The sequence below is a fragment of the Streptomyces sp. NPDC048639 genome (genome assembly GCF_043199075.1).
Taxonomy (GTDB): Bacteria; Actinomycetota; Actinomycetes; order Streptomycetales; family Streptomycetaceae; genus Streptomyces.
In genome coordinates this window covers 101,722-122,724 of the sequence record NZ_JBICVP010000012.1, presented here as the reverse complement: position 1 = coordinate 122,724, position 21,003 = coordinate 101,722, and the positions used below count along the sequence as shown (strand labels likewise).

Annotated in this window: 18 protein-coding genes; 10 read left to right on the top strand and 8 right to left on the bottom strand. The window is 71.7% G+C overall.

The features are described from left to right. Positions 1–47 precede the first annotated feature (47 nt). The 7 genes from ACGFNH_RS28885 to ACGFNH_RS28855 all read right to left on the bottom strand — a co-directional run bounded on the left by ACGFNH_RS28885 (position 48) and on the right by ACGFNH_RS28855 (position 7,606). On the bottom strand, positions 48–908 hold the full coding sequence (locus tag ACGFNH_RS28885) for a 3-hydroxybutyryl-CoA dehydrogenase (protein WP_393658675.1): 861 nt from the start codon (positions 906–908) through the stop codon (positions 48–50). A gap of 178 nt (positions 909–1,086) precedes the next feature. Continuing rightward, positions 1,087–2,259 carry an acyl-CoA dehydrogenase family protein gene (locus tag ACGFNH_RS28880; protein ID WP_393658673.1) on the bottom strand — a complete coding sequence of 391 codons (1,173 nt, stop codon included), beginning with the start codon at positions 2,257–2,259 and terminating at the stop codon, positions 1,087–1,089. A gap of 52 nt (positions 2,260–2,311) precedes the next feature. Next, positions 2,312–3,484: an acyl-CoA dehydrogenase family protein gene (locus tag ACGFNH_RS28875; protein ID WP_393658671.1), complete on the bottom strand. Its 1,173-nt coding sequence runs from the start codon at positions 3,482–3,484 to the stop codon at positions 2,312–2,314. 157 nt (positions 3,485–3,641) lie between these two features. Beyond that, on the bottom strand, positions 3,642–5,702 hold the full coding sequence (locus ACGFNH_RS28870; RefSeq protein ID WP_393658669.1) for an acetate--CoA ligase family protein: 2,061 nt from the start codon (positions 5,700–5,702) through the stop codon (positions 3,642–3,644). Position 5,703: 1 nt separating this feature from the next. Continuing rightward, positions 5,704–5,895, bottom strand: a complete 192-nt coding sequence (locus ACGFNH_RS28865; RefSeq protein ID WP_393658667.1) for a ferredoxin — start codon at positions 5,893–5,895, stop codon at positions 5,704–5,706. A 14-nt stretch (positions 5,896–5,909) separates the two neighbouring features. Beyond that, positions 5,910–7,202 (bottom strand): NADH-ubiquinone oxidoreductase-F iron-sulfur binding region domain-containing protein, encoded by a 1,293-nt coding sequence (locus tag ACGFNH_RS28860; protein WP_393658665.1) that lies wholly within the window; start codon positions 7,200–7,202, stop codon positions 5,910–5,912. Then, positions 7,199–7,606 carry a hypothetical protein gene (locus ACGFNH_RS28855; protein ID WP_393658663.1) on the bottom strand — a complete coding sequence of 136 codons (408 nt, stop codon included), beginning with the start codon at positions 7,604–7,606 and terminating at the stop codon, positions 7,199–7,201. The genes ACGFNH_RS28860 and ACGFNH_RS28855 overlap by 4 nt, the downstream gene beginning before the upstream one ends. A 371-nt stretch (positions 7,607–7,977) precedes the next feature. On the opposite strand from ACGFNH_RS28855, the gene ACGFNH_RS28850 reads away from it, so the two are divergent. From ACGFNH_RS28850 to ACGFNH_RS28815, 8 genes are all read left to right on the top strand, one after another. Then, positions 7,978–9,123 (top strand): SRPBCC family protein, encoded by a 1,146-nt coding sequence (locus tag ACGFNH_RS28850; protein ID WP_393658661.1) that lies wholly within the window; start codon positions 7,978–7,980, stop codon positions 9,121–9,123. A 149-nt stretch (positions 9,124–9,272) separates the two neighbouring features. Further along, positions 9,273–10,400, top strand: a complete 1,128-nt coding sequence (locus tag ACGFNH_RS28845) for a spermidine/putrescine ABC transporter substrate-binding protein (protein WP_393658660.1) — start codon at positions 9,273–9,275, stop codon at positions 10,398–10,400. Position 10,401: 1 nt separating this feature from the next. Beyond that, positions 10,402–11,316: an ABC transporter permease gene (locus ACGFNH_RS28840; RefSeq protein WP_393658658.1), complete on the top strand. Its 915-nt coding sequence runs from the start codon at positions 10,402–10,404 to the stop codon at positions 11,314–11,316. Continuing rightward, positions 11,313–12,224, top strand: coding sequence for an ABC transporter permease (locus ACGFNH_RS28835; RefSeq protein WP_393658656.1), 912 nt, complete (start codon positions 11,313–11,315; stop codon positions 12,222–12,224). The genes ACGFNH_RS28840 and ACGFNH_RS28835 overlap by 4 nt, the downstream gene beginning before the upstream one ends. Before the next feature lie 5 nt (positions 12,225–12,229). Next, a complete protein-coding gene (locus ACGFNH_RS28830; RefSeq protein ID WP_393658654.1) occupies positions 12,230–13,300 on the top strand; it encodes an ABC transporter ATP-binding protein in 1,071 nt (356 codons plus the stop codon). Between the two features lie 135 nt (positions 13,301–13,435). Beyond that, positions 13,436–14,749 carry a flavin monoamine oxidase family protein gene (locus tag ACGFNH_RS28825; RefSeq protein WP_393658652.1) on the top strand — a complete coding sequence of 438 codons (1,314 nt, stop codon included), beginning with the start codon at positions 13,436–13,438 and terminating at the stop codon, positions 14,747–14,749. Then, positions 14,742–16,169, top strand: a complete 1,428-nt coding sequence (locus tag ACGFNH_RS28820) for an aminobutyraldehyde dehydrogenase (protein ID WP_393658650.1) — start codon at positions 14,742–14,744, stop codon at positions 16,167–16,169. The genes ACGFNH_RS28825 and ACGFNH_RS28820 overlap by 8 nt, the downstream gene beginning before the upstream one ends. 196 nt (positions 16,170–16,365) lie before the next feature. Continuing rightward, on the top strand, positions 16,366–16,812 hold the full coding sequence (locus ACGFNH_RS28815) for an SRPBCC family protein (RefSeq protein ID WP_393658648.1): 447 nt from the start codon (positions 16,366–16,368) through the stop codon (positions 16,810–16,812). On the opposite strand, the gene ACGFNH_RS28810 is transcribed toward ACGFNH_RS28815, so the two are convergent. Next, positions 16,787–18,466, bottom strand: coding sequence for an FAD-binding oxidoreductase (locus tag ACGFNH_RS28810; RefSeq protein ID WP_393658646.1), 1,680 nt, complete (start codon positions 18,464–18,466; stop codon positions 16,787–16,789). The two genes, ACGFNH_RS28815 and ACGFNH_RS28810, sit on opposite strands and share 26 nt — an antisense overlap. A 157-nt stretch (positions 18,467–18,623) precedes the next feature. Here ACGFNH_RS28810 and ACGFNH_RS28805 point away from each other — a divergent pair, with 157 nt between their 5' ends. Together ACGFNH_RS28805 and ACGFNH_RS28800 are read left to right on the top strand one after the other, a co-directional pair. Next, positions 18,624–19,664 carry an AraC family transcriptional regulator ligand-binding domain-containing protein gene (locus ACGFNH_RS28805; RefSeq protein ID WP_393658645.1) on the top strand — a complete coding sequence of 347 codons (1,041 nt, stop codon included), beginning with the start codon at positions 18,624–18,626 and terminating at the stop codon, positions 19,662–19,664. A 211-nt stretch (positions 19,665–19,875) separates the two neighbouring features. Next, positions 19,876–20,868 (top strand): helix-turn-helix transcriptional regulator, encoded by a 993-nt coding sequence (locus ACGFNH_RS28800; protein ID WP_393658644.1) that lies wholly within the window; start codon positions 19,876–19,878, stop codon positions 20,866–20,868. The last annotated feature ends 135 nt before the right edge of the window (positions 20,869–21,003 follow it).

Sequence of the window (21,003 nt, the reverse complement as noted above, 5' to 3'; positions counted from 1 at the left end):
CGCATCGCCGTCGCCGCCGGGTTCCCGAGGCCCGGCGGCGACGGCGATCACCGGTAGGTATGGAAGCCTCTGCCCGCTTTGCGGCCGAGCAGGCCCGCGTCGACCATGCGCGCCAGCAGCGGCGGCGGCGCGTAGAGCGTCTCGCGGAACTCCTCGTACATCGACTCCGCGATGGCCAGCGTCGTGTCCAGGCCGATGAGGTCGGTGAGGGCGAGCGGGCCGAGAGGGTGGGCGCAGCCCAGCGTCATTCCGCGGTCGATGTCCGCGGCCGAGGCGATGCCGGACTCCACCATCCGTACGGCGGCCAGCAGATACGGGATGAGCAGGGCGTTCACGATGAACCCCGCTCGGTCCCGTGCCCGGATGACCGTCTTGCCCAGCACCTCGGAGGCGAACGCCTCGACGGCCCGCGTCGTGGTCTCGCCGGTCAGCAGCGACGGCACCAGCTCGACCAGGGGCAGCACCGGGACGGGGTTGAAGAAGTGGAGGCCGACCACCTGCTCCGGGCGCGAGGTGGCCGCGGCGAGCTTGATGACGGGGATGGACGAGGTGTTGGTCGCCAGGATCGCGTCCGGCCGCTTGACCGTGGTGTCGAGCCGGGCGAACACCTCCAGCTTCGCGTCCTCGTTCTCCGCGACCGCCTCGATGACGAGATCCCGGTCGGCCAGCTCGTCCATGTCCGCGGTCACCCGGATACGGGCCAGCGCCGCGTCACGGTCCGCGGTGGACAGCTTCCCGGCCCTGGTGGCGCGCTCCAGAGACCCGGCGATCTTCTTCCGCCCGGCCTCCGCCGCCTCGGGGGTGGTCTCGACGACCACCACGTCACGTCCGGCCCGTGCGCAGACCTCGGCGATACCGGATCCCATGAGGCCGCAGCCCACGATTCCGATGAGTTCGATGTCCGCCATCGGCCCTCCTTCGGCTCTGAAAGTTTCGTCTTCGGATCTCTGTGGCTCGCGGCTGTATGCCTGTGCCTTGCGGGTGGCGTCCTCGGCTGGGGCCGTCCGCCTCGTTGCGATGGGGGGCGGGAGATGGGACGGATACGGCGGGCCCCCGGCTGGTGGCCCGGGGGCCCGCCCGGAGGAGTCAGTCGGTCGTCGGCATGTGCAGAACGCCCGTACCGCGCTTGACGAGTTCGCCCGCGACGATCAGGCGCTGAATCTCGGAGGTGCCCTCCCAGATGCGGTCGACGCGCAGCTCGCGGTAGAGACGCTCCACGGGGTAGGAGCGGTCATAGCCGCGTCCGCCGAAGATCTGCACACAGCGGTCGATGACCCGGCCCGACGCCTCGCTCGCCGCGAGCTTGGCGATGGCCGCCTTGGCGTGCAGCTTCTTGCGGTCGGCGTTCGGCTGGTCGGCCTCCCAGGCGACCTGGTGGGTGTAGGCGCGGTTGACGGCGATGTCGACGGCGCAGTCGGCCAACATGCCCTGGACGAGCTGGAAGTCGGCGATTCGGGTGCCGAACTGGCGGCGTTCGACGGCCCAGTCGCGGGCCAGCTCCAGAGCACGCTCCGCGGCGCCGATGGTCCGGGCCGCGATCATCAGCCGCTCCTCGGTGAACCAGGAGCGCGTGATGTCGTAGCCGTTCCCCACGCCGCCGAGCACCGCGTCGTCCCCGACCTGGACGTTGGTGAAGGTGAACTCGGGGTGCTCGTAGACGAAGGTGTGCATGAACCGGGGGACGTTGGTCATCTCGATGCCCGCCGTGTCCTTGTCGACGAGGAAGAGGGTCGGCTCCTTCTCCTCACCGGCCGCGGCGAGTACGATCATGAAGTCGGCGTGGTCGCCGACGGTGACGAACCACTTCTCGCCGTTCAGCACCCAGCCCCGGTCGTTGCGCGTCGCGGTCGTCGCCAGGTTCTGCGGGTCGGAGCCCGCGCCCGGCTCGGTCACGGCGTAGCAGTCGCGGCGCGCGCCGCGGATGACCGGGACGAGGAACCGCTCGCGCTGCTCGGGGGTGCAGAAGCGCAGGGCGTTCGCCGGGCGCCACACCATGTCCCACAGCGCGCCGGTCAGCCGGCCGAGCGCCTCCTGAACGGTGGCCTGCTCCAGAATCGTGAGCCCGGCGCCGCCCCACTCCGTGGGCATGTTGACGGCCTGCAACCCGCTCTCGAGAACGGCGTCGCGGATCTCGGCGTGCGCTTGCGGGGTGAGCCCGTTGTTCTCCTCGCAGTCGAGCTCGTACTTCATGATGAACTCGGTGAGACCGCGTGCGGCGCTCCGGAGTTCCTCCTGACGGGGGGTGAGACGGAAGTCCATGTCTTTCCTCGCGGGTTGGTGTGGGTGAGCGGGGACGGAAGCGGGGGGCGGGTCAGGAGGTGGGCAGCGCGAGGGCCCGGGTGCCGCGCTTGATCAGCTCGTTGGCGATGATCAGGCGCTGGATCTCGGAGGTGCCTTCCCAGATGCGGTCGACGCGCAGTTCGCGGTACATGCGCTCGACGGGGTAGGAGCGGTCGTAGCCGCGTCCGCCGAAGATCTGCACGCAGCGGTCGATGACGCGGCCCGCCGCTTCGCTCGCGGCGAGCTTGGCCGTCGAGGCCTTGGCGTGCAGGGTCTTGCGGTCGGTGCCCGGCTGGTCGGCCTCCCAGGCGACCTGGTGGGTGTAGGCGCGGTTGACGGCGATGTCGACGGCGCAGTCGGCCAACATGCCCTGGACGAGCTGGAAGTCGGCGATTCGGGTGCCGAACTGGCGGCGTTCGACGGCCCAGTCGCGGGCCAGCTCCAGAGCACGCTCGGCCGCCCCGGTGGTCCGGGCCGCGATCATCAGCCGCTCGTCGGTGAACCACTCCTTGGTCAGCTCGTAGCCGTTGCCGACACCGCCGAGCACGTCCTCGTCCGGCACGAAGACCTCGGTGAAGGTGAACTCCGGGTGCCCGTTCACGGCGTTGTGCATGAAGCGGGGCACGCGTGTCATCTCCACGCCCGGGGCCTGCTTGTCGACGAAGAAGAGGGTCGCTTCCTTCTCCGGTCCCGCGTCCGCCTGGACGAGCAGGAAGTCGGCGATGTCGCCGCACGTCACGAACCACTTCTCGCCGTTGAGGAGCCAGCCGCCGTCGGTACGGGTGGCCGTGCTGGTGCCCGACGACGGGTCGGAGCCCGCGCCCGGCTCGGTCACCGCGAACGCGTCGAACCGCTCGCCCCGGATCACCGGCAGCAGATACTTCTCCCGCTGCTCCTCCGTGCCGTAGGCCAGTACGTTCGCGGGCCGCCAGGGGATGTCCCACAGGCAGTTGGTGGCCTTGCCGAACTCCTCCTCGACGATGACCTGGTCGAGGAGGGTCAGGCCCGGACCGCCCCATTTCGCGGGCATGTTGATGGCGAACACGCCGGCGTCGATGGCCGCGCGGGTCAGTTCGCGGACCGTCTCGACGGGCAGCGGGCCGCCCGCCTCCTCCGACTGGTCCTCGTAGCGCATCAGCAGCCGGGTGTACGCGGCGGCGCGGGCCTTGAGGTCGGCCTGCTCGGGGGTGTAGCGGAAGTCCATGCGGTGTCCTTTCCGGGGGCGAGGGGGCGAGGGGGCGAGGGGGCGAGGGGGCGAGGGGGCGAGGGGGTGCGGGGTGCGGGGGTGCGGGGGTGCGGGGACGGGCGGGGTGCGGGGACGGGCGGCCGCCGGCCGGAGGACGAGGGCCGTCCGGGAGCGGTCAGCCGAGTACGGCGCGGGAATCCAGGGCCAGGACGCCGTCCGGACGGACGAGCAGCGGATTGACTTCGAGTTCCGCGATCTCCGGGTGCGCGGCGGCGACTTCGGTGATGCGGGCGATGGCCTCCGCCGCGGCGGCGACGTCCACGGCGGGGCGGCCGCGGACACCTCCGAGGAGCGCGGCCGACCGCAGGCTCCACAGCAACTGCACCGCGCGGGCGGCGGGCACGGGCGCCAGGGAGAAGGCCACGTCGCGGAGCGTCTCGGTGAGCACGCCGCCGAGACCGACCATCGCGACCGGGCCGAACCGCGGATCGCGGTTCACGCCCACGATCAGCTCCAGCCCGTCCGAGAGGTCCGCCATCGCCTCGACCGAGTACGACGGGGCGCCCAGCCGGGCGTGCATGGTCCGGTACGCGTCCAGCAGCGCCTCCGTGCCGTCCAGCCGCAGTGCGACACCGCCGGCGTCGGACTTGTGCAGGACATGGAGCGCCTTGAGGACGTACGGGCCGTTGAACTCCTCGGCGGCGGCGAGCAGTTCGGCCTCGCTGCCGATCTCGCGGGCCGGGGGAAAGGGGACACCGGCCTCGGTGAGCAGCGCCCGCACCCCGTGGTAGCCGGGGTCGCGCAGTGGGGCGGCGGCCGGAGGCAGCGGGGCGACGCCGGGTCGGTCGAGCCGTTGCTCCTTGGTCAGCGCGGCCAGCGCGCGGGCGGCGTCCTCCGTCGCGTCGAACACCGGGATCCCGGCGGCGGACAGCGTCCGGCAGGTGGGTGACTGCGGGTACATCGACTGCACGACCAGCGGCTTGCCCGAGGTCATGCGGTGGGCGACGATCTCGTGCGCGGCCTCCTGCTCGCCCGTGGCGAGCGCCATCCCGCCGCCGCCCAGACCGCCTCCCGCGGCCGCGTAGCCGCCGAAGTAGCCCGTCATCAGGACGGCGTCGACCTCCTCCGAGGACATCAGCCCGCCGATGGTGTCGGCGTACGAGCGCGGATTCTGCTCGCCCATCCCGGCCAGGTCCACCGGGTTGCCGACCGCCGACTGCTCCCAGAGCACGGACGTGAGGCGCGCCTGCGTGGCCGGACCGAACTCGGGGACGGACAGGTCAGCGGCCTCGGCGGCGTCGGCGGCGATGACGCCGTGGCCACCGCCGTCGGTGAACACCGCGGTGCGGCGCCCCGCCGTACGCCGCGCCCCGGAGAGCGCGGCCAGGACGACCACCATCTCCCGTGGCGTGGCGACGAGTTCGACCCCGGCGTCCCGGCATGCGGCGGCCACGACATCGGCCGAGGTGGTGAGCGCCCCTGTGTGCGACTGGGCGCTGCGCGCCGAGGCGGTGCCGCGCCCGGCCGTGAGCAGCACGACGGGCTTGCCCGCGGCGGCGGCGGCCTCCGCGAAGGCGCGCCCGTCGCCGAAGTCCTCGGCGTAGACGGCGATGGCGCGGGTGTCGTCGTGCCGGGCGCAGTCCTCGACGAGGTCGACGAGGGTGACGTCGGCCTGGTTGCCGAGGGAGACGAAGCGGGAGAAGCCCAGGCCGTGCGGGGCGCAGCGGAGCTGGAGTTCGAGCGCGAGGTTGCCGCTCTGGCTGAGCAGGGCGACACCGCCGGGCGCGAAGGTGTCCGAGGCGAGGTAGAGCTCGGTCGTGTTGTCCGCGATGCCCAGGCAGTTGGGCCCGACCAGGACCGCACCGGCGGCCCGTACGCGCTCGGCGACGGCCCGCTGCCGGGCGAGCCCGGTGGCCCCGGTCTCGGCGAAACCTGCCGTGATCCCGACGATGGCACGGGCCCCGACGGCCAGGGCGTCGTCGATCGCGGCTTCGAACCCCGCGCCCGGGACGGATATCACGACGAGGTCGACGGGGTCGCCGATCTCGGCGAGCGAGGTGGCCGCGGTGCGGCCGAGGACCGTACCGCCGCGGCGGTTCACCAGGTGGACGGGGCGGCGGCCGGGTGCGCGGAGGGCCTGGGCCGCCACCGCGTGGCCGTACTTCGCCGGGTCGTCGCTGGCACCGAGGACGGCCACGGACTTGGGGTCGAAGAGCGCCGTCAGGTCGCGCCCCATGTCACTTCTCCAGCCGGAGCGCGGAGTTGGGGCATGCCTCGACGGCGGCGCGGGCGTCGTCCTCGCTCCCGGGAGGTACGTCCCGGGCGAGGACGTTCGCGTAGCCGAACTCGTCCAGCTCGATGAGGTCGGGCACGGGCTCCTGACAGAGGCCGTAGCCCTGGCAGCGTGTGGAATCCAGCAGCAGCTTCACGGTCGGTCCTTTCGCTACGGCGCGGGGGAGGGACGGGGGATCCGCGTTTCGGATGAGCGGATCCCGGTGATCTTCGGGACGGGCACGGTGAGGCGGCGCCCGTCGGGAGGGGAGGAGGCGCATCCCGGGCAGGGGCCGTCGAGATGGGAGCGCACCAGCGAGGGGAAGATGCGCAGCAGGCTGCCCGCCGTACCCGCCGAGGCGTCCAGCAGGCCGCAGGCTCCGCGGCCGGGGAGGCTGGAGGACCAGCGGAGCAGCTTTTCGGGGGCGTCGCCGTCCGCCCGGCCCGTGGCCAGGGCGGCAAGGGTGGTGCTGATCGAGGACGTCCCCGCGACGCAGATGCCGCACTGGCGCGCGCTCTGGGCCGCGAGGTGGTCCACCGCGTCGGCGGCCACGGAGGCGGGGCACTCTCCCGGGCCGAGGAAGCGGATGGCTCCGCAGCCCAGCGACGTACCGGCCGCGGTCAGAGTGGTGGGGTCGAGCGGGAGGTTCAGGGAGTCGGCACCGATCAGTCCGCCGAACAGTCCGCCCATGAGGGCGCCGCAGGCGTCCGGGGTGCCCTGGGCCGTGGCGAGCTCGCGCAGCGTCGTGCCGTAGGGCGCCTCGGTCAGCAGCGGCTGTGCGGTGCCGCTGGAGAGGGTGAGGAGGGTGGACCGGCTCGTACGGTGGCCCCTCTCCTCCGGCCGGGCCGCGATGAGCGCGATTCGGGCGAGCGTCTCGACGTTGGCGATCAGCGTCGGCCGGCCTCCCACTCCTTCCTGGTACGGCCGGGGCGGCTTGGAGGTGGGCAGTGCGGGGCCGCCGTCGATCCGGCGGACCACCGCGGTCTCCTCACCGGCGACATAGGTGTGGGCGGTCTCGACGATCTCGACGGGGACGTCCGGCGGCCACTCGCCGAGGGCCGCTTTGACGCGCTCGGCAGCGGCCGGGTCGGAGACGTAGACGTACGCGGTCCGGGCGCCGGTGATCGCGGCGGCGCGTGCGAGGCCGTCCAGCACGAGGTGGGGGCGGGCACGCAGCAGCCACCGGTCCTTGGCCGAACCGGGCTCGCCCTCCTCGCCGTTGGCGACGACGACGGGGCTGCCGCCGGCCTCGCGTACGGTGCGCAGCTTCACGGCGGCGGGGAAGCCGGCGCCGCCGCGGCCGCGCAGCCCGGACTCGCAGATCCGGTCGAGGAGCTCCCCGGGGGTGAGCGTGTCGGCGTAGCCGCCTGCCGTGACATAGGTCCCGGCGCTCTCCGTTGCCGACGGGTCCGTGCCGAGCAGGCCGGTCTCCGCGTCGGGCATCAGGGACTGGATCGCGGTCATCCCCGGCCTCCCTGCTCGGTGTGGGTGCGCAGGGTCCGCACCGCCGATTCGAGGGCCCTGCGGTCCCCCTCGGTCCGGCCGTAGCCCGGGCCGGGCAGGCCGATGAGCATGCGGTGGTGGTCCAGGACGACCTCTCCGGCGAGCAGCGCCGCTCCCGGGTCGCCGTGGGAGGAGCCGTCGGCGACGGAGGTGACCAGATCGGTGACCTCGGCGAGATAGCGGAGCCAGCTGCGCTGGGTGCCGTGGAGGATCAGCTTCTCCACGCGGCGCCGCTCGGCCGCCGCGAGGTCCGGCGCTGCCGGGGCGGACTGTCCGGGCACGCGCAGGACGGCCACCGTGGACGGCAGTTCCCGCTCGGGTTCGGGGGTGAGCCCGAGCCAGACCAGACTCCGACGACCGCTCATGCGTGCCTCCGGGATGGGGTGGGGGGAGCCGTTTCCGCGGGCCGCTCCTGGGGGCGGTTCGGCGCGGTGGGGCTCACGCGTAGGGATGTGGGTGCCGGTGGGGTCCGGCGCGATGTGAGAGTGAGAAGCGCCCCGGGCGATGGGTGGGCCCGGGGGCTGCCGGCCGGTCCGCCACGGGCACGCCGGGGGGCAGCTGTGGCGAGTAGGCTAACTAATCAATTAGTCAGTCCACAAGTCTTGACAGTGCGGAAACCCGCCCGCAATCTGACTGACCAATTAGTTAGTGCGGTCTCCGGTGCACATCCCGGCCCGCCGACACGCCCTTGGGCCGCCTCAGCGCCCATCGCCCGCGCGGCATGGAGGAGTATCCGATGCAGCCCCAAGCCCCCGCAGCGCCGCCGAGCCAGGCCACACCGGGGAAGGCCCTTTCGGCCCGCTACTACACCGATCCGGACGTCGTCCCCGAGGAGACCCGGCACATCTTCGCGAAGTCCTGGCAGCTCGTGTGCCACGAGTCCGACCTGCCGGAGCCGGGCGCGCGTCTCGCCGCCCGGGTCGCCGACCGCGAGGTACTCGTCGTCCGCACCGAGGACGGCGGTCTGGTCGGCCACCTCAACGTCTGCCGGCACCGCGGAACCCGGCTCGTCACCAGTCCGGAACCGTCCGGCAAGGCGATCCGCTGCCCGTACCACGGCTGGACGTACAAGCTCGACGGGCGCCTCGTCGGCGCCCCCGAAGCCCGGCAGATCCCGTGCCTGGACAAGCCCAAGCTCGGCCTGTTCCCGGTCCGCGTCGAGTCCTTCCTCGGCTTCGTCTTCGCCAACCTCGACCCGGACGCCGTGCCGCTCGCCGAGCAGTGCGCCGGGCTGGCCGAATCGGTCGGTCACTACGCCGGAGCCGACCTCGAGCCCGTGGGGCGCGCCCGCATCCACGACCTGGCCGGCGCCGAGGTGCAGAACGCCAACTGGAAGGTAGCCATCGACAACTACCTCGAGGGCTATCACGTACCAGTGGCACACCCAGGTCTCATGAGGCTGCTGGACTACCAGAGCTACACCAGCGAGATCGCCGAGAACTACGTGCTCTTCGCGTCGCCGCTGCGGGACAAGCCCTCGTCCAACTGGACCGAGCGCGCCTACCAGCGACTGGCCGCCCCCATGCCCGGCCTGCACGAGGCCGACCGCAGGGTCTGGCGGTACGCCGTGATCTACCCCAACACCCTTATCGACTTCTACCCCGACCATGTGCTCGCATGGACCGCCATTCCCACGGCGGTGGACCGCGTGGCCGTACCCGGCGCCTTCTACACGCGCCGCGGTGCGGGTCTGCGCACCCGGATCGCCCGACGGCTCAACATCCATATCGGGTGGATCACCAATGACGAGGATGTCGAACTCGTGACCCGTGTGCAGAATGGGCTGACAACGCCAGGCTTCGAACCGGGGCCTCTGTCACGGCGTGAGGCGGCAGTCGGCTGGTTCGCCGGCCGCGTCCGAGCCGATCTCGACGGTGCGTGAGCGATGACCCGCTCCCCGTTAGGCCGTACCCGTACGGCACTGCGCATACCACCGTCCGGTGGCTCACAGGTCGAGCACGGAGACAGGGCGTCCGTGCCGCCCCGACCACGCCCTGCATCAGTGCTTGCCCCCTACGGAGAGGACCACCGATGTCCCCCGAGGCACCACCACCGTCACGACGCGCCTTTCTGAGCGGCAGCGCCGCGGCGGTCGGCCTCACCCTGGCAGGCTGCGGATTCCTTCCCAAGGACCCCGCGGCCAACGGAGACCCGGACCGGCCGATCAAGGTCAGGCCCGACGGCGATCTCATCTACTTCAACTGGGCCGACTTCGTCTCCCCGGAGGTCTTCGACGGGTTCGAGAAGAAGTACGGCGTCAAGGTCATCCAGTCGAACTACGACTCCATGGAAGGCATGGTCGCCAAGCTCAACGCCGGCAACCGCTACGACATCATCTTCCCCACCGCGAAATGGGCCCAGCGCCTGGCCGACGGCAACCTGCTGCGCAGGATCGACCACTCCCGGCTCGACAACGCCGACCGGATCTTCGACCGCTACGACTACTTCGCGAACCCCTGGTACGACAAGCACTCGGCGCACACCGTCCCCTTCACCATGTACAAGACCGGCATCGGCTGGCGAAAGGACCGGATCGGCAACGATCTCGAGGGGTCCTGGGGCGACCTGTGGAACAAGCGGGCCAGCGGCCGGGTCTTCGTGCTCGACGACCGTGACGAGGTGCTCGGCATGGGAGCCCTCAAGCTCGGACTCAAGGTCGGTACGGGCGACCAGGACGACCTCGACCGCATCACCGACACCCTGCAGAGTCTCCGCCCCCATCTGCGCGGCTTCTCCAGCGACAGCTACAACAACCTTCTCAACGGCAACGCCACCATGACGCAGGCCTGGAGCGGCGACATGGCCACCATGCTCAGCCAGGCCAAGAAGCCCGACGTCTTCGGATTCGAGGTCGCGAAGGAAGGCGCTCCCCTCAACTCCGACTGCTACGCCATCCCCGCCAACGCCCGGCACCCCGGTACGGCGATGCTCTTCATCGACTACATGCTCCGCCCGGAGAACGTGAAGAAGAACATCGAGTACATCGGCTACCCCATGCCCGTCGCCGGCACCGAGGACATCTACGCCGAGATCGTCAAGCAGTTCCCGCAGTGCATCGTCTCCGCCGACGATCTCAAGGCCGACCTCTATTTCCGCAACGGCAGCACCGCGGACGAGCAGGCCCGTGATACCGCCTGGACCCACGTGAAGGCCGGCTGACATGGATCGATCCACCAAAGACCGCGGGGCCGCCCGCCCCCGCGGCCCCCGCAACGGACACTCCGCCGCCGGTGCGCGGCTGTGGACCTGGCTCATGGTGCCCGGCACCCTCTGGATGATCGGGTTCCTCATCGCCTCCCTGGTGCTCGTGGCCACCCTCGCCGTCGGCACCACCGACCCCCTGGGGAACCCGCGATTCGGGTTCAACCTGGACAACATCACGGCGCTCGCCGACCCCGCGTACCGCGACGTGCTGATCCGCTCCCTCGGGTACGCCCTGGCCACCTGCCTCATCTGCCTGGTCGTCGCCTATCCGGTGGCCTACGCCATCGCCATGTACGGCGGCCGCTTCAAGAACCTGCTGATCGCGGCGATCGTCGTCCCGTTCTTCGCCAACTACCTGGTGCGGATGTACGGCTGGTCCGTCGTCCTCTCCGACGACGGCCCTCTGCTGAAGGCGCTGCGCTCCGTCGGGCTCGCCGACGGCGACACCCACATCCTGCAGACAGGGCCCGGCGTCATCGTCGGGCTCGTCTACGGCTTCATCGTCTTCATGATCATCCCGCTGTACGCGGCTCTGGAACGCATGGACATCTCCGTGATCGAAGCCGGACGCGACCTTTACGGCGGGCCTCTGCGCACCTTCTTCTTCGTCACCCTGCCCGCCACCCGGCAAGGGGCCGCGGCCGGTGCCGTCCTCGTCTTCCTGCCCGCCATGGGCGACTTCGTCAGCGCCCAGCTCATGGGAGGCCCCGACCAGATCATGATCGGCAACCTGATCCAGGACAAGTTCTTCCAGGGGCAGAACTGGCCGCTGGGCTCGGCACTCACCATGCTCATGATGGCCGTGCTGTTCGTCGGGATGCTCGGCTATCTGCGCCGCACCCGCAAGGACGAAGCGGAGGCCACGCAATGACGGTCCGCCAGGCCACCCGGCCCGACCACTCCGCTCCCGACGGCAAGCCCGCGGAGCGCCCCGCCACCAGCCGTCCGCCCACGAAGCCCCGGCGCCGCGGCACCGACCGCAGGCCCCGCTTCGCCATGGCCGTCACGGCCGCCTTCTTCGCCCTGCTCTACATACCCATCGGCGTCGTCGTCCTGTTCTCCTTCAACTCCCAGAAGTCGCTGACGGTGTTCAAGGACTTCAGCCTCCGCTGGTACAAGGACTTCTTCGCCGACGACGCCCTGATCGAGTCGCTCGGCATGAGCCTCCAGGTCTCCCTGGTGGCCATGGTCGGTTCCCTGGTCCTCGGCGTCGCCCTGGCGCTCGGCATGGTCCGCTCCCGCAGCAGGTTCGGCTCGCTGGCCGGACTGATCATGCTCGTACCGCTGATCACCCCGGAGATCGTCACCGGTGTCGCCGCCATGCTGCTCTTCAAGGGCATGGGCATCACGCTGTCCACCGGCACCGTGATGCTCGCGGAGATCACCTTCTCCATCTCCTATGTGACGGTCATCCTCCGCTCCCGCATCGCCGCCCTCAACCCGGAGGTGGAGGAGGCCGCGATGGACCTCGGGGCCACCCGCTGGCAGGCTCTGCGCCTGGTCACCCTGCCGGCCCTGCTCCCGAGCATCCTCGCCGCCGCGGTGCTCATCTTCGCCCTCGTCTTCGACGACTTCGTGCTCGCGTACTTCACCACCGGCGTGGACCCCCAGCCGCTGTCCGTACGCATCTACTCCGCGATCCGGTTCGGCGTGCAGCCCACCATCAACGCGGTCGGAACCCTGATGCTGGCCGGCTCCATCGGCCTCATCGCCCTGGCCCTGGCCATCCCACGCCTCTTCGGCCGTCGCGGCGGCCTCGATCTGCTCTCCGGGAAGTGACACCCATGGACACAGCACCCGCCGTCCGGCTGGACAACGTCAGTAAGAGTTATGCGGACTCCTACGCGGTCCACGACCTCACCCTCGACATCGCGCCCGGCGAGTTCTTCTCCCTCCTCGGCCCCTCGGGCTGCGGCAAGACGACCACGCTGCGCATGATCGGCGGCTTCACCGACCCCACCGGCGGCACGATCCTGCTGGGCGGCGAGGACGTGACGGCGCTCCCGCCCGACAAGCGCAACGTCAACACCGTCTTCCAGAGCTACGCCCTCTTCGACCACCTGTCGGTCGCCGAGAATGTGGCCTTCGGGCTGAAGCGGAAGGGCATCGCGCGCGGCGAGATCCGCGAGCGGGTCCACACCATGCTGGAGCGCGTACAGCTCGACGGGCTGGCCGACCGCAAGCCCCGCACCCTCTCCGGCGGCCAGCGCCAGCGTGTGGCCCTGGCCCGCGCCCTGGTCAACGGCCCCCAAGTCCTGCTGCTCGACGAGCCGTTGGCGGCACTCGACCTCAAGCTCCGGCGCCGGATGCAGGTCGAGCTCAAGCAGATCCAGCGCGAGGTAGGCATCACCTTCATCTTCGTCACCCACGATCAGGACGAGGCGCTGACGATGTCCGACCGCGTGGCGGTGATGAACGAGGGCCGTGTCGAGCAGTGCGGTACGCCCGAGGACGTCTACGAGCGCCCGGCCAGCCGGTTCGTGGCCTCCTTCATGGGCACCTCCAACCTCGTTCCCGGCACCTACCGTTCCGGCGAGGTCGTGCTCGACGGCGGCCCCTCCTTCCCCGTCGGTTCCCGCGACGGCCTGACCGAGGGCGGCAGCGTCAGCCTGTCCGTACGGCCCGAGAAGATCTGGCTCTCCGACTTCGAGCCCGGCATGACCCTGCTGAACGGAGTGGTGCGGGAGACCGTCTACTCCGGGCCGACCACCACGTACCTCATCGACCTCGCCCCCGGTGTCACGGTGTCCGTCCTGGAGCAGAACACCGACCGGTCGCGGAACGAGGACCGCTGGACCGGCGGCGAGGACGTCCAGATCGGCTGGAAGCCCGAGCACTGCCTGGTCCTTCACTGACGGCACGCGCGGTCCCCGCGGGCGGGGCCTTCCATGGCCCCGCCCGGCGGGACCGCGGCCGATGGACCGAGAAGCCCCTGGGCGCGTGACCCGCCGCGGCAGCACGCGCTCCCCACGCAACCGTAGGAACGCCCCATGCATCACGATGTCATCGTGCTCGGCGCCGGGCTCGCCGGCCTGGCCGCCGCGCGCGACCTGGTCGCAGGCGGAGCCGATGTGCTCGTCCTGGAAGCCCGCGACCGGGTCGGCGGACGGGTCGAACAGTCCGTCCTGCCCGACGGCCGGCTCGTACAGCTCGGCGGAGAAGTCGTCGGCCGCGCCCACACCTCCTATCTGCAACTGGCCGCCGAGCTCGGCCTCACGCTCGTACCGAGCTACGTCGCCGAGCCCGGGAACATGGCCCGCGCCACCCCGGAGGGCATCTCGGCCGACGACCCTCCCCACTGGTTCGGCCCCGGCGACGAGGTCCGCCACCATCGCGTCACCACCGACTTCGTCGCCCTCGCCCGCAGTGTCGACCCCGACGACCCGTGGTCCCACCCCGACGCGGCCGCCCTCGACCGGATCTCCGTCGCCGCCTGGCTGCGCTCGCAGGGCGCCACCCAGGCCGTCGTCCGTCTCTGGGAGATCGGCCAACTCGCCCTGGCCAGCGGCTCCTACGAGCGGACCTCGCTGCTCGCCGCCCTCCGCAAGAACGCGGCCGTACCCGGCAGCCAGCACTACGACTACGACGACTGGGAGGGCCTGCGCGTCGCCGAGGGCTCGGCAACTGTCGCGCTGCGCATGGCCGGGGAGCTGGGACACCGGGTCCGGCTGGGATCGCCGGTCGCGGCCGTCGACGTCCGGCCCGGCGGCTGCACGGTACGCCTGGTGAACGGCGAGACCCTCCGCTCCGACGCCGTCGTCAGCGCCCTCCCCGTCGGCCCGCTCCGCTCACTGTCCGTCACCGGCGTCTCCGACGAGCGCATCGCCTCGCTGCGCCGCCAACGGCAGGCGGTGACGGCCAAGTTCGTCGCCGCGTACGAGCACCCGTTCTGGCGCCTGAGGGACTTCAACGGCCTCTCGGAGTGCGAAGGCGTGCTCGGCAGCACCTGGCCGCAGAACACCGGAATCCTCTCAGCCCTGATCCCGCCCGAGCGCTACGGCGTGCTGCTCGGCATGCCCGCACACCTCAGGGAGGGCGAACTGCTCGACGACATCGCCCACCTGTACGGGGCCGAGGCCCACAAGCCGCTCGCCTCGTATCTGCGCCTGTGGGGCACCGACCCGTGGACCCAGGGCTATGTGACCCAGTGGGTCCCCGGGGACGTGATGGCCGTCGGCCCCCTGCACGGCACCCACGAACCGCCCTTCTACGTCTGCGGATCCGACCAGTGGGTCGCCGGATACATGGAGGGCGCGGTACGCACCGGCCGGGCCGCCGCCGAGGAGGCGCTGAAACGTGGCTGACATCCGCAGCGACACCGTCCTCAACCACATCGGCGGGGCCGACCTGCCCGCCAACTCCGGCTCCACCATGGAGCTTGCCGACCCGGCCACCGGCGAGGCCCACCGCAGCGCGCCTCGGTCGGACCGCGCCGATGTCGACCACGCGTGCGCGGTCGCAGCGGCGGCGTACGAGCACTGGTCCGTCGCCACCCCGGCGATGCGCCAGCAGGCCCTGCTGCGCATCGCCGACGGCATGGAGGAGCACGCCGACGCGTTGGTGGCGGCAGAAGTCGGGGACACGGGCAAGCCACCGGAACTGTTCCGGAACGACGAGCTGCCGGCCATCGTCGACACCGTCCGCTACTTCGCCGGGGCCGCCCGCAACCTGCCGGGCGCTGCCGCGGCCGAGTACACCGAGGGGCGCACCTCGCTGCTCCGCCGTGAACCCATCGGTGTCTGCGCCCAGATCACCCCGTGGAACTACCCGCTGATGATGGCGGTGTGGAAGATCGCCCCGGCACTCGCCGCGGGGAACACCACCGTGCTGAAGCCGGCCGACACCACCCCCGCCTCCTCCTCCGTCCTCGCGCGGATCGCGGCCGAGCACCTGCCTCCCGGCGTGCTCAACGTCGTATGCGGCGACCGTGACACCGGGCGGGCCCTCACCGGCCACCCCGCCACGCGGCTGATCGCCGTCACCGGCAGCGTCCGAGCGGGCCGCGAGATCGCGGCCGCGGCGGCGGCGGACCTCAAGCGGGTGCATCTGGAGCTGGGCGGCAACGCGCCGGTCATCGTCCACGAGGACGCCGACCTGGAGGCCGCGGCCGCCGACCTGGCCGCCGTCGCGTACTACAACGCGGGCCAGGACTGCACCGCGCCCACCCGTTTCCTGGTGCACGACGCCGTCCACGACGCGTTCGTCGCCGCGTTCACCGCGCACGCGGAGAAGCTGCGGACCGGGGCGCCCGGGGAGTCCGCGGACTACGGGCCTCTCAACAACGCCGTCCAACTCGCCTCGGTGCACGATCTGCTGGACCGTCTGCCGGACCACGCGGAGGTCGTCACCGGAGGGTCCCCGGTGCCGCGGCAGGGCTGGTTCCACGAGCCCACGGTCGTCACCGGTCTCCGCCAGGACGACGAGATCGTGCAGGAGGAGATCTTCGGTCCGGTGGTCACGGTGCAGCGGTTCTCGGACGAGGACGAGGCGCTGCGGATGGCCAACGGCGTACGGTTCGGCCTCGCGGCGAGCGTGTGGACAGGCGGCCTCGACCGCGCCATGCGGGCCACCCGGGCACTGCACACCGGGATCGTCTGGGTGAACACCCACGGCACCACGGTCTCGGAGATGCCGCACGGCGGCGTCAAGCACTCCGGCTACGGCAGCGATCTGTCCATGGCGGGACTGCTGGACTACACCCAGGTCAAGCACGTCATGCTCTGAGCCGCGGTGCCACGCCGCGGGACACCAGGCACGCGGTGCGGCGGGCCGGGCCCGCCGCGCTCGGGCGTGAAGACACCCGGAGGCGCCGCCGTCATGGTGGACCTCCGGGTGTCCCGGGCCGAACTGCCGGGTCTCCCCGCGGACGTCTGCGACGATGCCGCACGTCACCGACCCCACGTGCGATCAGGGAGCATCCATGGCAGGGCAGTTCGAGGCCACCGTCGAGATCGACCGCCCCATCGAGGAGGTCTTCGCCTTCCTCGCCAACGGCGAGAACGACCCCAAGTTCAGCCCCCGGGTGCTGGAAATGGCGAAGACCACCGACGGCCCGACCGGGGTGGACACCGTCTACCGCAGCAAGGTCAAGGACGCCGGGATGACGACCGCCCGGGAGTTCCGGATCAGCGCGTTCGAGGCGCCCCGCACCATCCGCTGGACCGAGGTGTCGAAGAACATCGTGACCGCCCGCGAGGGCGGCTACGACCTCGAATCCGCCGGCCCGGGCAAGACCCGCGTACGGATCTTCAACGAACTCGAGGGGCACGGCATCGGCAAGCTCCTCGTCGGTATTGCCCTGGGCGCCGCACGCAAGGACGCGCCCGCCTTCGGCACGCGGATCAAGGCAGCAGTCGAGTCCTCGTGAGAACGTGCGCCGCGGAAGGGCCCGATCGCTCCGGTGCCGGGAGCAGGACGCCCGGGTTCAGGATCCGGTGCGGATCGAGTTCTCCCTTCACCGCGTCCAGCGCGGCGGCGAACGGGTCGGGGCGCTGCCGGTCGTACCAGGGACGGTGGTCGCGGCCCACGGCGTGATGGTGGGTGATGGTGCCGCCCGCGCCGAGGATCGCCTCGGACACGGCCGCCTTGACCGCGTCCCACTGGGCCGTCTCGCTGCCGCGGCGCGCCGGGGCGAGGACGGTGTAGTAGACGGCGGCACCGTCGGGGTAGACGTGCGTGAGCCGGCGGTTCACCACGCTGGTGCCGCAGGCGGCCTCGGCCGCCCGGCGCGCCGCCTGCAGCACGGCCTCGTCGAGTTCGTCGAAGCGGTTCCACGTCACCGCCGTCTCGAAGGTCTCCACCAGGATGCCGGTGGCCACGAGCGTGTCCCGCAGATACGGGGCGGCCTGGAAGCCGTCCTTCCACTGCTGTTCGGGCGCCTGCCCGCCCCGCTGCGTCGCGTCCGCGTCCTCCGGGCGGCTGATCCGGGGCTCGCCGACCGGCTCACCACCGTGTTCGCGTACGCACTCCAGCGCCTGCGAGAGCAGCGTCTCCTGCGGGTGGCGGGCCGATTCGAAGCCCAGGATGAGCACGGCCGACGTGCCGTCGCCGGCGCCGTTGAGCAGGGCCTCGCCCGGGTCGAGCAGGCGGCAGTTGGCGGGCTGCAGACCGGATCGCACCACCGCTCGGGCGGCGCGGGCGCCCTCGGCGAACGTACGGTGGCGCACGCTCGCCGACGCGCGGTGGAGCGGACGGTCCTGGACGCGCAGCCACGCCTCGGTGACCACGCCCAGGACGCCCTCCGAGCCGATCAGTATCCGGTCCGGGCTCGGGCCCGCACCCGACGCCGGAAGCCGGCGGCTCTCCCACGGACCTGCCGGGGTCAGCGCGCGGACGGACTGCACGAACTCGTCGATGTGCGTACGGCCGGTGGCGTAGTGGCCACCGGCGCGGGTGACGATCGACCCGCCCACGGTGGCGTGCACGTACGACTGGGGGTAGTGGCGCAACGTCAGGCCGTGCGGCCGGAGTTGGGCGTCGGCGTCGGGGAGCGTGGTGCCTGCCAGGATGCGGGCGGACGCCGAGACGGGGTCCACCTCCACGACGCCGGAGAGCCGGCCCAGATCGAGGGTGACCGTCCCCGCGTAGGCGTCGCCGACCAGCGGCTCCACGCCGCCGGTCACGCTGGTGCCCCCGCCGTAGGGGATCACGGCGGCGTTCGCCTCCGCGCACCACTCCAGCACGGCCGCGGTCTCCTTCTCGTCGCGGGGGAGGGCGACGAGGTCGGGCGGGTGGGGGAACTCGCCGTGGAAGGCGCGGACCACGTCCCGGTAGGACTTCCCGTAGGCGTGCGAGACGCGCTCGTACGGGTCGGCGGTGACGATCCCGGAGAGGGAGGCGGGGGCCTTCAGCCGGGAGTCCGGCAGGTGGATGTCCTCCAGTCGCGGGGGCGTGCGCACCTCGGTGCCGCCGAAGCCGAGCATGTCGCGGGCCAATGCGGCGGTCTCCTCCACCTCGGCGCGGCCGGGCTGCTCGTCCTCGTAGCCCCAGCCCCAGAACTTCCTGCGCCGCCTGTCGGCCATGCCTCCACCTTTCGTCCGTCGCACGCTGCGTCGCGTGCGTGTCCACCGCGAGCGTCACCCCGGGGGTGGGAGACGGTAGCCGTGCGGCGGCGCAGGGGCATTGACTCTCCAGGTCAGTCCGTTGACGCCGTCGGCCACACCACGTTGACTGACCGCCATGCGGACTCCTGAGGCCCCGACCGTGGCTGCCGCCTACGCGAATGCCGTGATCAGCAACGGGACCGCCCCGGAGGGGGACGGAACGGACGCGGCGGACGAGGCCGCCCGCGACCGGGACGCGCGCGCGTACGGGGGCCGGGCTTGGGCCTCGTCGGCGGAACGGCTGCCCTTCGCCGAGGTGAGACGCGTATGGGAGCGGGTGATCGGTCCCGCCGAGCGGCCCCACATCGGGCTGCGCATCGGCGACGCCCTGCAGCCGTCGGCCCTGCACGTCCTCGGCCATCTCGTCCTCACCTGCACCAGCCTGGCGGAGGCCGCGGCGCAGGCGGTCCGCTACCTGCCCGTGGTCAGCGAGGCCGGTGCGCTCCGTCTGGAGCGCGGCGCGCGCAGCTCGCAGTTCGTCTACCGCCCCTCCGTTCCCGAAGGGGCGATGCACCCGCAGCAGGTCGAGGCCGTGGTCGCCGCCTCGGTCACGGCGGCCCGCTGGATCGCCGGCGGCGGCTGGGCTCCAGCGGCTGTCTCCTTCGTCCATGACCGGATCGGCGACCCCGGGCCCTACGAGCGGATCCTGCGGTGCCCGGTCGCCTTCGGGGCCGAACGGAACACCGTCACCGTGACGAACCGGGAACTCGATCTGGTACGCGGCCCGGGCGATCCCGAACTGGCCGCTCTCCACCGTGCCCACGCCGACCGGCTCCTGTCGGCCCTCGCCGCCCCGGTCACCGTCCGCCGGCGCGTGCGCGGCTGGCTCGACCAGGCGCCGCTGGACCGGGTCGGGCCGGAGGACGTCCAGGAGGCCCTGCACCTGAGCGAGCGCACCCTGCGCCGGCTGCTGCGCGAGGAGGGCACGTGCTGGAGCGATCTGCTGGACGCGGCGCGGCACGACCGTGCCCGGCGCCTGCTGGCCACCACGGACCGGACGCTGGAGCGCATCGCCCACGAGCTGGGACTGAGCGGGGCGCCCGCCTTCGTCCGGGCGTTCACGCGGTGGGAGGGCACCACACCGGGGGCCTACCGGCGGAGGCTGACGGCTCCCTGAGAGGAGAGCGGGGCGGTGCGGTGCGGGCCATGTGTATCGCCGGAGTTCACGGGTGCGCGGGGGCCGTACGAGCCGGGCGGGGGCGGAGCGTCCGGTGCCGGTTGTGCGGTGTTCAACCACATCTCGTACACAATTCCGTCCTGAAAGGTCACAGGCGCGTTCCGACCACCTACGCTGCTTCCTAGCCGAACGAGGAACAAGGGGGCCGAGCGTGGGCACCAACGAGATGTCCGCCTTCGGGGTCGGTCCGGACGAAGAGGAGATATACCGGCACTTCCTTCGCAATCCCGGCACCCCCGCGGACGACATCCAACTGCTGCTGCACACCGATCCCAAGACCGCGCAGGTCGCCCTCGACCGGCTCTGCCGGCTCGGTCTGCTCCGCGCCTCCGGACAGCTGATCTCGCCCACGGACCCCGACATCGCGCTGGGCCGGCTCATGGACATCCGGCTCCACGAGCTGCACCAGGAACTCCAGCGGGTCACCCAGTTCCGGCATGTGATCGACGGCCTGCGGGCCGAGCAGGGTCTGCACTCCGCGTGCCGGCACGGCATCGAGCAGCTCGAGGACCTGGACCAGGTGCGCAGCCGCATCGCCGACCTCGCCTTCTTCGCCCGGGACGAGATCCTCTCCGTCGAGCCCTACACCGAACTGCAGCCGGAGAACGTCGAGCAGGCCCGCCCGCTCGACCTGCGATGTCTCCGCCGCGGCGTGCGCATCCGCAGCGTCGTGCTGCGCAAGGCGCTCGACCACGGTCCCACCGTCGGCTACCTGCGCGAACTGGTCTCCCAGGGCGCACTGATCCGGGTCGCCGAGGACATCACCGAGCGGATCCTGGTCTACGACCGGCGCATCGCCATGGTCCCGGTCGACCCCGTGGACACCTCCCGAGGCGCGCTGCTCGCCCACGAGGGCGGCCTGGTCGCCAACATCATCGCGCTGTTCGAGAAGATCTGGGACCAGGCCGAGGACCTGCCCATGGGGACGGACGCGGCGGACGACACGACCTCGCAAGGGCTGTCCCAGACCGAGCAGCGCGTCCTGGTGCTCATGTGCTCCGTCGGCAAGGACGAGGCGGGCGCCCGCGAACTGGGCGTCTCGGTGCGCACCTACCGCCGCCACGTCGCCGATCTCATGCGGGTGCTGTGCGCGGCGAGCCGGGCCCAGGCTGCCCTGCTGGCCCGTGAGCGGGGCTGGATCTGACGACCGGGCCGCCCGGAGCATGGCCGCGGAAGGCCTCCCGGACCTCCTCGCGCCAGCCGCGCAGCGCATTGTCCTCGAGCACCCTGGACACCGCATTGCGCACCGCGCTGCTGCCGCCCGTTCCCTCGAGCCGGA

What these genes read in the sequence shown, in the direction of transcription:
- ACGFNH_RS28885 (WP_393658675.1), bottom strand. Translation starts at nt 908, where the DNA reads ATGGCGGACATCGAACTCATCGGAATCGTGGGCTGCGGCCTCATGGGA.
- ACGFNH_RS28880 (WP_393658673.1), bottom strand. Translation starts at nt 2,259, where the DNA reads ATGGACTTCCGTCTCACCCCCCGTCAGGAGGAACTCCGGAGCGCCGCA.
- ACGFNH_RS28875 (WP_393658671.1), bottom strand. Translation starts at nt 3,484, where the DNA reads ATGGACTTCCGCTACACCCCCGAGCAGGCCGACCTCAAGGCCCGCGCC.
- ACGFNH_RS28870 (WP_393658669.1), bottom strand. Translation starts at nt 5,702, where the DNA reads ATGGGGCGCGACCTGACGGCGCTCTTCGACCCCAAGTCCGTGGCCGTC.
- ACGFNH_RS28860 (WP_393658665.1), bottom strand. Translation starts at nt 7,202, where the DNA reads ATGACCGCGATCCAGTCCCTGATGCCCGACGCGGAGACCGGCCTGCTC.
- ACGFNH_RS28855 (WP_393658663.1), bottom strand. Translation starts at nt 7,606, where the DNA reads ATGAGCGGTCGTCGGAGTCTGGTCTGGCTCGGGCTCACCCCCGAACCC.
- ACGFNH_RS28850 (WP_393658661.1), top strand. Translation starts at nt 7,978, where the DNA reads ATGCAGCCCCAAGCCCCCGCAGCGCCGCCGAGCCAGGCCACACCGGGG.
- ACGFNH_RS28845 (WP_393658660.1), top strand. Translation starts at nt 9,273, where the DNA reads ATGTCCCCCGAGGCACCACCACCGTCACGACGCGCCTTTCTGAGCGGC.
- ACGFNH_RS28840 (WP_393658658.1), top strand. Translation starts at nt 10,402, where the DNA reads ATGGATCGATCCACCAAAGACCGCGGGGCCGCCCGCCCCCGCGGCCCC.
- ACGFNH_RS28835 (WP_393658656.1), top strand. Translation starts at nt 11,313, where the DNA reads ATGACGGTCCGCCAGGCCACCCGGCCCGACCACTCCGCTCCCGACGGC.
- ACGFNH_RS28830 (WP_393658654.1), top strand. Translation starts at nt 12,230, where the DNA reads ATGGACACAGCACCCGCCGTCCGGCTGGACAACGTCAGTAAGAGTTAT.
- ACGFNH_RS28825 (WP_393658652.1), top strand. Translation starts at nt 13,436, where the DNA reads ATGCATCACGATGTCATCGTGCTCGGCGCCGGGCTCGCCGGCCTGGCC.
- ACGFNH_RS28815 (WP_393658648.1), top strand. Translation starts at nt 16,366, where the DNA reads ATGGCAGGGCAGTTCGAGGCCACCGTCGAGATCGACCGCCCCATCGAG.
- ACGFNH_RS28810 (WP_393658646.1), bottom strand. Translation starts at nt 18,466, where the DNA reads ATGGCCGACAGGCGGCGCAGGAAGTTCTGGGGCTGGGGCTACGAGGAC.
- ACGFNH_RS28805 (WP_393658645.1), top strand. Translation starts at nt 18,624, where the DNA reads ATGCGGACTCCTGAGGCCCCGACCGTGGCTGCCGCCTACGCGAATGCC.